The following is a 12,220-nucleotide window of genomic DNA, read 5'->3' as shown; positions in this document are numbered from 1 at the left end:
ACTGGATAAATTATTTAAATGGAAGAAAACTGGCTCAGATCAAACATGCTCTGAGTTTTCAATAGCACAACACGTTCGAATTATATGTGAGGTCTTCCAACGCTTTCGATCAGGTAAGGTTTCAGGATATTCAGTGGCTCACAGAAACAAAATAAATACCATGTTGTCTGACAAATACATCAAGACACTTGTCACCTGCTGTTTGGCATGGCCTTTTCTGCTGAATGCCCAAGGCATCCGTATTCCGGCAGGTGCTTATATAATAGCCAACCATGGCAATCTTGTAACAAAATACAACTGGACCAATAACGGAAAATTTACACACAATGGCGGGTATCTTGTTTTTGCCGGTGATACCCAGCGTATCAATGGGAGCAAAAGCGATACCTTTTACAATGTTACCGTTGCAACAGGAAGTAATACAACTATCGTTTCCGGCGGACAAACACTGAGAAATATTCTGAAGAGTAATGGAACACTGAATGCGAATAACAATATCACCTTGCTTGCCAATGCTACACGGACCGCATTGGTCGATGGCAGCGGCACCGGCCAGGTATTAGGTAATCTCACCATGCAGGGATACCTGCCGTATGGTTTTGGCTACAAATATCTCGGCTCACCTTTCCAGGCAGCAACTGTAAGTGAATTATCAGGAGAGGTAAACCTGGGGGCCAGCTTCCCTTCCGTATACCGGCACGATGAAAATCAACCATCCAATGGATGGATCAGTTATACCGCATTAACCGATACATTAAAACCCATGCGCGGATATGCGGTTCAAATGGGTACCAGCAGCACTGCAAAAACGATTGACCTGAACGGAGTAGTTAGTAACGGAAATCTATCGATTGCGCTCAGTAATACTAACCAGACTTATACCAAGGGGTTTAATCTTGTCAGTAATCCATACCCTTCCCCCATCAATTGGGACACAACCGGCTGGACCAAAACCAACATTGACAATACTGTTTATTATTTTGATGCAGACACTTCTGCAGCCGATCAGTATGGTGGTGTATACAACAGTTATATCAACGGTGTGTCCAGCGATGGTAAAGCCAATAATATTATACCCGCCATGCAGGGTTTTTTTGTTCATGTAACTGATGGAACTTTTCCTGTTGCCGGCTCGCTTGGCATCAGCAATGCTACAAGAATAACAACGATCACAAAAACATACAGACAGCTCAACGGAACAAACGATATTCCTTTACTCAGGCTATGGGCTGGTTTTTCAGGTTATCCTTTATCAGATCCAACGGTGATATATTTCCCGGATAATGCTTCCAGAAAATTTGATAAAACCCGGGATGCCTTAAAATTCATGAATACCAGCAGTCGGGTGCCCAGCTTATATTCTATGGATGTATCCGGCGAAAAATTATCCATCAATGCTATACCCTTACCCGATAGCAGCACACGTATAGCACTTGGCATACAGGGAACACAAAGTGGATCGTTAACATTTTTTACTACCGATGTTTCAGCATTACCTCATAACCTGTATTGTTATCTGCACGATGCAGCAACTGGTATATACCAGGATCTAAAATCCAATAAAAATTATCAATGTCAAATAGATGCGGGTACCAACCAACAGCGATTCTCTGTAGTATTCAGTCGCACCCCAATTCTGCAAAACAGCCCTGGCACTGACCCGGCAACAACAAACGATCGTTTCCAGGTAACCGGAACCGGACGTAATATCATGCTAAGGTTTGCCATCACTGCGGGTGAAAAAGCCCTGGTCAGAATAATCAATATGGCAGGTCAGTTATTATATACCAAAACATACTCACAAAGCGGCAACTACCCCCTGAACCTTTTGCTACCCCAGGGAATATATCAGGTGGTTTGTTACATGGATAACAACATCATCACCCGACAAATATTTGCAGGAGAATGAATAGAACCATCTATATTATCTTTCTGCTAATGGCAATTCCGGTTGCATTGAACGCACAACAGCCACCCCCACCACCACGGCCCATACCACAGCCACCACCACCGCCGCCACGACCCTTAGCCGTATTTGCCAGCCCTGAACAGGGATTGATATTCGGTACTTTTTTCCGTGGTACTACCGGAGGATCGGTGATTATTTTCCCCGACGGATCACGTTCCGTTACAGGAGATATCATACAATCCAATATCGGTGTCCCTTTTTCACCGGCCATTTTTGAAGTTGAAGCAAACCAGGGCACCGTTGTAAGCATACTAAACGGGCCAGATGTACTACTTACCGGCAGTAATGGCGGATCGGTTACTTTAAAACTGGGATCCGCCAGTCCAGGCTCACCATTTATTACAACTGTTCAGGCTCCATTACGCACCACGGTTAAAATTGGCGGTACACTGGTGGTTGGTGGTGCATTGGTAAGTCCATCGGGTTCTTACAGCGGAAACTTCTATGTTACGTTCATCCAACAATAAATGTCTTCCTTTTGACGGGTAAGCGGAAACCATATGACCAATATCTGTATACGAGGATGTCCAGCAGAACCTTGTGTCTATTTTGTTACCTATTGATCAGCTTTTGTTTGCAATCCCGTTTATCCCAGGCACAAGTACCTCCCGCCATCGGTATTCCGTTTTCGGCTCCGGTTGAAGAAATCACTATTGAACTGCATGTAAAGGATATTGGTGATACTGCTATTTCAGCACTGATCAGTGAAGACAAACTTTGGTTGTCCATACAAGATGTTTTCAGCTTTCTGAATATTCCCTATAATAGTTCAGCCGGAGGCGATTCCCTTTCCGGCTATTTTTTTGGTACTGCTTCCAGCTACCTGATTGATGCTGCCCGAAAACAAATTTCTTTTAAAGGCTCCATCCTGGTTATTCCTACATCAGGATTATTACGCACAAAAAATGGGTTATATCTCCGCACAGACCTGTTTGGAGATTTTTTTCAACTCAACTGCCAATTTGATTTCAGAAGTTTGTCTGTAAAACTATTTACAACCCTGGAACTACCCATGCTTGTAGCAAGAAGACAGGCTTTTATACGAAGTAATATCGGAAAAATCGAAAGGGAACAAAAAGCAGATTCAACCCTGAAGCGGGAACACTCATTTTTCCGTACAGGTATGGCAGATTGGTCTTTTTTTACAACTAATAATTTTAAAGGCGAAAGTGATTTACATGCCAATATTACCATGGGTGCCCAAATCGCGGGTGGAGAATCTGTCTTGTCGTTGCGCTACGATGGCAAGAGATCTTTTTCATCCCGGCAGCAATCCTATTTATGGCGTTATATTAACAACGACAGCAAGCTATTACGGCAGGTATCTTTGGGAAGGGTTACTACCAATGCAACTTCATCCATCTTTGCACCGATCATTGGCGTTCAGTTCAGTAACAGCCCTACCGTTTACCGGCGTAGTTTCAGTCTCTATCGTGTTAACCGATATACAGAACCGAACTGGACAATAGAAATGTATGTAAATAATACACTCGTGGATTATACAAAATCGGATGCGTCAGGATTCTTCAGTTTTGATATTCCTATTGTATATGGCAATACCAATGTGCAGTTACGCTATTATGGCCCCAATGGAGAACAGCGAATGGGTGAAGCAAATATCAGTATGCCTTTTACATTCCTCCCGCCCGGACAGCTTGAATACAATGTAACGGCCGGGGTGCTGGAAGATAGTACCTGGAGTAAATTCTCGCGTACGACCTTTACATTCGGATTATTCAAAAAACTAACTGTTGGAGGCGGCGTAGAATACCTCTCTTCTATCAGCGGCCCCAAAGCCATGGCCTTTTTTAATGCTAATTTCAGGATCAGCAGGAATATTCTGTTTACTTCCGAATATATGCATGACGTAAGGTATACGATCACAGGTAATTACCGTACATCGGCCAATGTATTGTATGAAGCAACGTATACAAAGTACAAACAGGGACAGGCTGCTATAAACAACACTTATATTGAAGAAAGGAGGGCTGCTATTTCTTATCCATTGAAATTTAAATTCCTGAATACCTATACCAGGTTCAGTGCGTATCAGATCGTACTACCTGCATATAAATACACTACTATAGAAGCGTTATTCTCCGGCTCCATCTTTGGTTCTACCGGTAATATTACTACTTACGCTCTTTTTACTGAAAATGCAAAAGCCTATTTCTACAGCAATATGTCATTTGCCATACGATTACCAGGAAAAATGATGTTGTTACCACAGGCACAATACGAATACAATCAATCCCGTTTCATCTCCATTAAAACAGGACTGGAAAAAAGATTTTCCTCTACCGGATACATCAATGGGTTTTACGAGAAGAACTTTAAAAACGATTTCAACAGTGTTAATATCGGTATCAGGTACGAACTGCCACACACACTGGCAGGATTGGATATGCGTAAAAACAGTAACGGTGAACTTACGCTTATCAATTCGCTCAGCGGCAGTCTTGTACATGATAGTAAGTCAATGTACACCCGTTTTACAAGAGAGCCCAGTGTGGGCCGTGGGGGACTGATATTGTTAACATATCTTGATCTGAACAATAACCGGAAATACGACAAGGGAGAGCCCAAATTGAAGGGGCTCAATTTTAACATACTTTCCGGAAGAAGAGAAGAGCACAAACGTGATACCACTATCATTGTCAGGAACCTGGAGGCGTACAATAGTTTCCTGATTACGCTGGACCAGAATAGTTTTGAAGAGATTTCCTGGCAGATCAGACTACATACAATAAAAGTTGAAATAGATCCCAATCAGTTCAGATTGATCGAGATTCCGGTATCGATCATAGGAGAAGTTAATGGAACGATCTATACACAAACGGAAGCTGGGAAAAAAATACAGGAGCGCATCCTTCTCAATATATACAACAGTTCCGGATTGTTTGTGGCAAGCGTATTATCAGAAGAGGATGGTTATTACAACTATCTGGGTCTGGCACCCGGCTCTTATACGGTTAGACCAGATGCCGGACAAATGCAGAAATTGGGGTTACGTTCTTTCCCAGGGGCATGGAATTTTAATATAGAATCAGGTAGGTATGGGGATGTTCAGAGTGGTATTGATTTTACCTTATTCCCGCAAAATTATTCCGGTCAACCTGATACCGCAAAAGAACAGAATGCTGAAAATATACAGTTCAGCAAATCTCCTACACAGCCTTACCTACCATCCCGGAAAAAATAAACGGTTCCGTTTCCGGAACCGTTTATTTATATAGCTACTTTACGTAAGCGTAATTATTTATACTGCGCCATCAAACCTTTGGCCATCGTAACCATTTTGGCAAGGCTTTCATCATTCAACTGTCCTTTTTTAAACTCAGCCAGTACATCAGGCAGTTTGTTCTCCATATCGGTTAAGAAATGGGCTTCGAACTCTTTTACCTTACGTACCGCTACGTCTTTCAACAATCCCTGTGTTCCGAGGTAAATGATCGCTACCTGCTTTTCAACAGACATAGGTGAATACTGTAACTGCTTCAGGATCTCCACGTTTCTGGCTCCTTTGTCAATTACATTCTTGGTAGCCGCATCCAGGTCACCACCGAATTTAGAGAAAGCTTCCAGCTCGCGGTAAAGGGCCTGGTCAAGTTTCAGGGTACCTGCTACTTTTTTCATGGATTTGATCTGTGCATTACCACCCACACGGCTTACAGAAATACCCACGTTGATCGCCGGACGGATACCTGCGTTGAACAGGTTACCTTCCAGGAAGATCTGACCATCAGTGATCGAGATCACGTTGGTAGGGATATAGGCAGATACGTCGCCCGCCTGTGTTTCAATGATCGGCAACGCCGTTAAAGATCCACCACCTTTTACCAGGTGTTTGATAGAGGCTGGTAAATCGTTCATATTCTTGGCTACATCATCGTTCGCGATCACTTTCGCAGCTCTTTCCAGCAAACGGCTGTGCAGATAGAATACGTCACCAGGATAGGCTTCACGTCCTGGAGGTCTTCTCAGCAACAGTGATACCTCACGGTAAGCTACCGCCTGTTTAGACAGATCATCGTAAATGATCAAAGCCGGACGACCCGTATCACGGAAGAACTCCCCAATAGCAGCTCCCGCAAATGGAGCGTAGAACTGCAGCGGAGCAGGATCAGAAGCAGAAGCACACACGATAGTGGTGTATGCCATTGCACCGTTGTCGCTCAGGGTTTTCATCACACCGGCAACGGTAGACGCTTTCTGACCAACCGCTACATATATACAGTATACAGGTTTTCCTGCATCGTAAAATTCCTTCTGGTTGATGATCGTATCCACACAGATAGCGGTTTTACCGGTCTGGCGGTCGCCGATCACCAGCTCACGCTGACCACGACCCACAGGAATCATCGCATCAATCGCTTTGATACCGGTCTGCAGGGGCTCTTTTACCGGCTCACGATAAATGACACCCGGTGCTTTACGCTCCAGTGGCATTTCGTACAGTTCTCCCACCAGTGGACCTTTACCATCGATAGGTTCGCCCAGTGTATTGATCACACGGCCAACCACTCCTTCTCCTACTTTAATAGAAGCGATCTGCCCGGTTCTTTTTACTTTGGCGCCTTCTTTGATCTCACCACCTTCACCCATCAATACCACACCCACATTGTCTTCTTCAAGGTTAAGGGCGATGGCTTTTACACCATTTTCAAATTCTACCAGCTCACCACTACGTACGCCATTCAGACCGTACACACGGGCAATACCATCACCCACCTGTAATACGGTACCCACTTCTTCCAGTTCAGCGGAGGCATTGAAGTTGCTGAGCTGCTGCCTCAGTATCGCTGATATTTCGTCGGGTTTAATGTCTACCATGATTCTATCTGCTTTTAAATGTTATCGTGATTAAAATATATCGCTTATCGAATGCTCTGTACAAACAGGTTTTTCGAGAATTGCTTTTTAACGTCTTTCAGATCGCGGAGAATGCTTGCATCCACCAGGTTATTATTGAATTCCAGTACAAAACCTCCGATCAGTTTCTCATCCACCGCTGTCTCCAGCTCAACTGTTCCGAGGCCCTGTGCATTTTTCACTTTGTTTTCTATCGCTTTCTTCAGGTCATCTCCCACTGCAATAGCGGTGGTCAGTTTCACCCGGTGAATCCCTTTGATCTCATTATACAGATCAATAAAGGCAAAGGCAATCTCAGGCAAATCACTCTCACGGCCCTTTTTTACCAGCAGTGTATTAAAAGCAGCCGTAAGCTCACTCACTTTCCCTTTGGTTACCGCAGTAACAATGCTGTTCTTCTGATCGTTCTTAATGATCGGGCTTTTCAGCAGGGCAACAAACTCCTTGCTGGCTTTACACACGGCCTGTAAATATTTCATGTCCGCATACACCGCTTCCAGCTGTCCTTTCTCTGTAGCAAGGTCAAGCAGGCTTTTGGCGTAACGGGTGGCTAAACGTGGATTAGGCATTTATTTTCAATTTGAAAATGTGTCAATTTGAAAATTTGAAAATCAATGAAATCTGATCTATTTGAACCTGCCCTTGGTTTTGCATTTTCAAATTCTCAAATTCCCCAATTCTCAAATTAATTCAGTTTCACTACTTCGGCTAAATCATTGATGTATTTTTCCTGTTCAGCCTTATTGCTCAGTTCTCTGCGCAATACTTTCTCACTCACTTCAATCACCAATGCACCCACCTGGTTTTTCACATCGGTAAGGGCCGCATTCTTCTGCTGGGTAATCGCCAATTGTGCATCGGCTACAATACGATCATATTCGGCCTTTGCTTTGTCTTTGGCTTCACTGATCATTTTGGCTGCATGTTCTTTCGCCTCTTTGATCATCACCGCACGTTCTTCACGGGCCTGGGCCATCATGGCTTCGTTCTCGTTTTTCAGCGCAGCCATTTCTGCTTTCATTTTATCCGCCTTCAGCAGCGCATCTTCAATACCCTGTTCACGATCGGTGATCGCTTTCAGGATGGGCTTCCAGGCAAATGCACGCAACACAAAGAAGAGTACAATAAAAGCAATTGTGCTCCAGAAAACCAGGCCGATATCCGGCAGTACCAATGGGTTTATTTCTAATAACATAAAAATCTTTTTGCGATTTGAGCTAGTTCATTCAAAAACAAAAATTATACAGGTTCTCGGCCCTTTGCGTTGAACCTGTATAATGCGTTCAATGGATTAACCATTACCCAACAGGGCAACTACCACGGCGAACAGGGCAACCGCTTCTACGAAAGCTGCGGCTACAATCATGTTTGCACGGATGTCGTTAGAGGCTTCCGGCTGACGGGCGATACCTTCAACGGCACCTTTACCGATCTGTCCGATACCGATTCCTGCACCGATAGCTGCTAAACCAGCACCAATTGCGGCAACACTTCCTACTACCATTTGTTTACGTTTTAATTGTTATTGAAAAAAAATTATGATTAATGATGCGCTTCTTCATGATGGTGTTCTTCAATCGCCATTCCGATATACATCGCACTCAGCATGGTAAAGATGTACGCCTGCAGAAAAGCTACCAGCAACTCGATCAACCCGATAAATACCGCAAACGGAACCGCGATCACAGACGCTACCGCTGTTTTAAAGATAAAGATCAGACAGATCAGACTCAATACCAGGATGTGACCGGCAGTGATGTTCGCAAACAGTCGGATCATCAGGGAGATCGGCTTGGTAAATACCCCGATCAGCTCAATAGGTGCCAGAAACAATTTCATGCTCCAGTGCATACCGGGCATCCAGAAAATATGTTCCCAGTAACTTTTGTTGGCACTCAGGTTCACCAGGATGAACACAAAAACGGCCAGTGTCATCGTAAACGCGATATTACCGCTCACATTGGCTCCACCCGGAAAAAACGGGATCAGGCCTAAAAAGTTATTGATCAGGATCAGGAAGAAAACCGTTAGCAGAAAAGGCATGTATTTGCCATGTTTCTTGCCAATATTGGGTTTTGCCACTTCATCACGTACAAACAGGATAATGGGTTCGATAAAAGACTGCAAGCCTTTGGGCGCAGAAGTTACCCCACGCTTTTTGTAAGCCGCTCCAACACTCAGGAAGATCAGCAACAATACAAATACAGTAAATAATAATGAAGCTACGTTTTTGGTAATGGAGAAATCCCATACTTTTTTAGACAGTTCCTTATCCAGCTCACCCGCAGCATTCACCACTTTCAGCTTTCCTTCAATCACTTTGTAGTCGTAATTGCCTTTGTAAACCACCTGCTCGTGGTGTTCGTCTACCAGGTTTTTAGAAGAAAATACTTCCAAACCCTTGTCAGAGTAGAGAATTACCGGCAGGTACACCGAAGTGTGCCCCCATAAATGCCAGCTATGGTCATCCTTAATGTGTTCAAGAATCGTTTCCGTAACATTGAAATCACCTTCCTTGGTCTTTTCATGACCGGCAGCGGCAACTGTATCTGCTGCTGTAGCTTCATGCTGGGCATGAATTGCATTGGAAAACAGCACCATAAATAGGCTGAAAGTCGCTACCAGTAAAGATTTTATGCATCTGCGGGCCATACCTGTTCCGAAATTTGCGGCAAAGATAGGGGGTAAGGGCTGAAAACCGGGCAGGAAAAGGGAGAAAATGGAGAAAAATATCAAGTCGTTCCGTCACCCTTGTTTTCTTGTAATTCTTTTATTTTTTCCAGATAAATGACATCTATCTGGTCTTTGGGCCGATTAGCTGCCTTCTTGGAGGCAATCAAATGGTTTATATGTAAAAATCTAACCATAACACCGTCAATTTCTCCCAATGCAGCCATTTCCAGGCATTCATCAAAACTGTATTGTTCCAGCCCTTTAACGCCCACCATTACATCCAGACGTAACCCATTATTTAAGTGAAAATCGGTCCATCCGGGGATGAATTCAAGCGTTGCCAGCATGGGAAAATCACCCAACCCATATACATTAAAAGCCTTTCTTAGCCGTACCCTGTTTTCCAGGCTATCTTCAATCCAGATATCCATATCACCCGTAAATCTTTGATACCCATGCATATTTGTAGCATACCCACCTATCATGATATACTTTACATTTTCGTTCTGGAGTGATTTCCAGAATAGAAGAATTTCTTCATCAAAAATGTCCATGGCAGCAGGGCTATTTAGCTAAAGAATAAGGTTTGTGTGTAATCTTAGCTTTCTTGAGGGTCTGCTGAATTTTGTACAGAGTAGTTGTCATTAAGAACCGTTCTTTCAGGTTTCGGTTCAATCCGGCACGCAGTAAGTCCATTTCAGCCTTTTCGTAAAGGGCATTCTGGTCTTCTTCTTTTAGTAGGTGTTTGTTCTCAGACATCTTTTTATACCAATACAGCCCGCTTTTTATCAAACTGCATCTCATGCAATTTAGCATAAAATCCGCCCAAATTCAATAGCTCTTCGTGAGTCCCCATTTCTTTAACTTCTCCTTTATCCAGTACAATGATCTTATCCGCTTTGCGGATGGTGGAAAGCCGGTGGGCGATCACAATAGAGGTACGGCCAGAGATCAGTGCTTCCGTCGCTTTTTCGATGAGCATCTCACTTTCGGTATCAATAGAAGAAGTGGCTTCATCCAGGATCAGGATTGCCGGATCGTATAAGAGGGCGCGGATAAAAGACAATAACTGGCGCTGGCCCAGGCTCAGGGTACTCCCCCGCTCCATCACATTATAATCGTACCCTCCGGGCAACTGCATAATAAACTCATCCACCCCGATCATTTTGGCAGCCTGAATTACCTGCTCACGGGAGATCTCGGGATTTCGTAAAGTAATATTATCCATCACCGAACCGGAAAACAGGAACACATCCTGTAACACCACGCCGATATTCCTGCGCAGGGTATCCAGCTCGTATGCTTCAATGTTTACACCATCGATCCGGATCTCTCCTTTTTGTATATGATAAAGGCGGTTCAGCAGACTGATAATAGAAGTTTTTCCGCTACCGGTATGACCTACCAACGCCACCGTTTCTCCTGCTTTCACCTGGAAATTAATATTTTTTAATACATAGTTGGGCTCTGCATAGGCAAAAGACACATGGTCAAATTCAATACTGCCTTCCATTTTTTCTGGCTGATAGGCATCCGGACCGGATGCTGGTGTTATATCTTCATTATCCAACACTTTCAATACACGCTCGGCAGCAATCATTCCCATCTGCAATACATTGAACTTATCGGCAATTACCCGCAGGGGGCGGAAGATCTGGTTCAGGTATAAGATAAAAGCCACCAGCAACCCGGCATCCAGCGATTGACCGGCGATCCACCATACCAGCAAACCGGTGCTTACCGCCAGCACTACTTCCACTACTGGAAAGAAAACAGAATAAGCAAAAATGGCATTGATATTCGCGTTCCGGTGTTCAGCATTGATTTTTTGGAATTTGGCAAATTCCCTGTCCTCGGCGGCAAATGCCTGCACCACCTGCATGCCCGTAATATGCTCCTGCACAAAAGCATTCAGTGCCGCCACTGCATTACGTACACGGATAAAACTCTTGTTCACACTTTCTTTGAAATAATAGGTAGCAATGATCATGACCGGAAAAGGCACCAGGCTCAGCAGGGTCAGCCGCCAGTCGATCCAGAACATGGTAACCAGCGTAATAACGATCGTTAACAGATCGGCGATGATGGGAATCAGTCCGTCTGAAAAAATATCGTTGATACTTTCTATATCATTGATGGTACGGGTAGTAAGGGTACCGATCGGGGTTTTATCAAACTGGCCCAGGTTCAGGCTCAGAATCTTTTTGTACACAGCATTGCGCATATCTTTTACCACACTCTGCCCCATCCAGGCGGTAATAAAAGTGAACAGGAAACGGATCGCGGTTTCCACAAATAAAAAGATCACCTGGAAAATACTCACAGCAATGATGAACCGGGTAGCGTCAGATAAATCCGTCCGGAACAGCACCGATTCCAGCCATCCGGGCACATGAACGGTTTTGCCGGTGGCCTTATCCAACGTTAACTGGATCAGGTAAGGACGGATGGGCGCAAACACCGCCATCACAATAGCGAGCAGCAGGCTTACATAAAAGAACGAGCGGTATGGTTTTACAAAGAAGAAAACCCTGCCTAACAGTGAAAAATCGAATATTTTCTTTTTGGGCTGATCGCTCATGGTAGGGGGCAAAGGTAAGGGGTAAAAACAGGGGAGGCTTACCGATTATAGAAATTTTATGTTGGTGAATGGGCAATGGTGAATAGTGAATCATCCTGTAAAACCACCCCACCTATTGACCATTC

Annotated in this window: 10 protein-coding genes; 3 read left to right on the top strand and 7 right to left on the bottom strand. The window is 44.1% G+C overall.

Annotated elements, in window-relative coordinates:
* Positions 1-160: 160 nt before the first annotated feature.
* The 3 genes from AC1RNB_RS18140 (at position 161) to AC1RNB_RS18130 (ending at position 5,171) form a co-directional block, all read left to right on the top strand.
* Positions 161-1,909, top strand: coding sequence for a T9SS type A sorting domain-containing protein (locus tag AC1RNB_RS18140; protein WP_493085112.1), 1,749 nt, complete (start codon positions 161-163; stop codon positions 1,907-1,909).
* On the top strand, positions 1,906-2,436 hold the full coding sequence (locus AC1RNB_RS18135; protein WP_493085111.1) for a DUF4402 domain-containing protein: 531 nt from the start codon (positions 1,906-1,908) through the stop codon (positions 2,434-2,436). The genes AC1RNB_RS18140 and AC1RNB_RS18135 overlap by 4 nt, the downstream gene beginning before the upstream one ends.
* A 107-nt stretch (positions 2,437-2,543) precedes the next feature.
* A complete protein-coding gene (locus AC1RNB_RS18130) occupies positions 2,544-5,171 on the top strand; it encodes a hypothetical protein (protein WP_493085110.1) in 2,628 nt (875 codons plus the stop codon).
* Positions 5,172-5,224: 53 nt separating this feature from the next.
* Here the strand turns inward: AC1RNB_RS18130 and atpA are convergent, their stop codons facing one another.
* The 7 genes from atpA to AC1RNB_RS18095 all read right to left on the bottom strand — a co-directional run bounded on the left by atpA (position 5,225) and on the right by AC1RNB_RS18095 (position 12,095).
* The gene (gene atpA / locus AC1RNB_RS18125; protein WP_493085108.1) at positions 5,225-6,802 is read right to left on the bottom strand and encodes a F0F1 ATP synthase subunit alpha; all 1,578 of its coding nucleotides are present in this window, start codon (positions 6,800-6,802) and stop codon (positions 5,225-5,227) included.
* A 44-nt stretch (positions 6,803-6,846) separates the two neighbouring features.
* Entirely contained in the window at positions 6,847-7,410 is a 564-nt protein-coding gene (atpH, locus tag AC1RNB_RS18120) for an ATP synthase F1 subunit delta (RefSeq protein WP_493085107.1), read from the bottom strand.
* A gap of 116 nt (positions 7,411-7,526) precedes the next feature.
* On the bottom strand, positions 7,527-8,036 hold the full coding sequence (gene atpF / locus AC1RNB_RS18115) for a F0F1 ATP synthase subunit B (RefSeq protein WP_493085105.1): 510 nt from the start codon (positions 8,034-8,036) through the stop codon (positions 7,527-7,529).
* 96 nt (positions 8,037-8,132) lie between these two features.
* Entirely contained in the window at positions 8,133-8,345 is a 213-nt protein-coding gene (gene atpE, locus AC1RNB_RS18110) for an ATP synthase F0 subunit C (RefSeq protein ID WP_493085104.1), read from the bottom strand.
* 38 nt (positions 8,346-8,383) lie between these two features.
* Positions 8,384-9,493, bottom strand: a complete 1,110-nt coding sequence (gene atpB / locus AC1RNB_RS18105; protein ID WP_493085102.1) for a F0F1 ATP synthase subunit A — start codon at positions 9,491-9,493, stop codon at positions 8,384-8,386.
* A gap of 80 nt (positions 9,494-9,573) precedes the next feature.
* The gene (locus AC1RNB_RS18100) at positions 9,574-10,068 is read right to left on the bottom strand and encodes a nucleotidyltransferase (protein ID WP_493085101.1); all 495 of its coding nucleotides are present in this window, start codon (positions 10,066-10,068) and stop codon (positions 9,574-9,576) included.
* Between the two features lie 209 nt (positions 10,069-10,277).
* Entirely contained in the window at positions 10,278-12,095 is a 1,818-nt protein-coding gene (locus AC1RNB_RS18095) for an ABC transporter ATP-binding protein (RefSeq protein WP_493085100.1), read from the bottom strand.
* Positions 12,096-12,220: the final 125 nt, after the last annotated feature.

Source organism: Sediminibacterium sp. GW821-FHT12F12, from assembly GCF_058806635.1.
Note: the sequence above shows the minus strand (reverse complement) of the source record. Positions and strands in the feature narration are given on the sequence as shown.

Excerpts from the sequence above, each read along its gene's own strand:
- AC1RNB_RS18140 (WP_493085112.1), top strand. The coding sequence starts at position 161 with ATGTTGTCTGACAAATACATCAAGACACTTGTCACCTGCTGTTTGGCA.
- AC1RNB_RS18135 (WP_493085111.1), top strand. The coding sequence starts at position 1,906 with ATGAATAGAACCATCTATATTATCTTTCTGCTAATGGCAATTCCGGTT.
- atpA (WP_493085108.1), bottom strand. The coding sequence starts at position 6,802 with ATGGTAGACATTAAACCCGACGAAATATCAGCGATACTGAGGCAGCAG.
- atpH (WP_493085107.1), bottom strand. The coding sequence starts at position 7,410 with ATGCCTAATCCACGTTTAGCCACCCGTTACGCCAAAAGCCTGCTTGAC.
- atpF (WP_493085105.1), bottom strand. The coding sequence starts at position 8,036 with ATGTTATTAGAAATAAACCCATTGGTACTGCCGGATATCGGCCTGGTT.
- atpE (WP_493085104.1), bottom strand. The coding sequence starts at position 8,345 with ATGGTAGTAGGAAGTGTTGCCGCAATTGGTGCTGGTTTAGCAGCTATC.
- atpB (WP_493085102.1), bottom strand. The coding sequence starts at position 9,493 with ATGGCCCGCAGATGCATAAAATCTTTACTGGTAGCGACTTTCAGCCTA.
- AC1RNB_RS18100 (WP_493085101.1), bottom strand. The coding sequence starts at position 10,068 with ATGGACATTTTTGATGAAGAAATTCTTCTATTCTGGAAATCACTCCAG.
- AC1RNB_RS18095 (WP_493085100.1), bottom strand. The coding sequence starts at position 12,095 with ATGAGCGATCAGCCCAAAAAGAAAATATTCGATTTTTCACTGTTAGGC.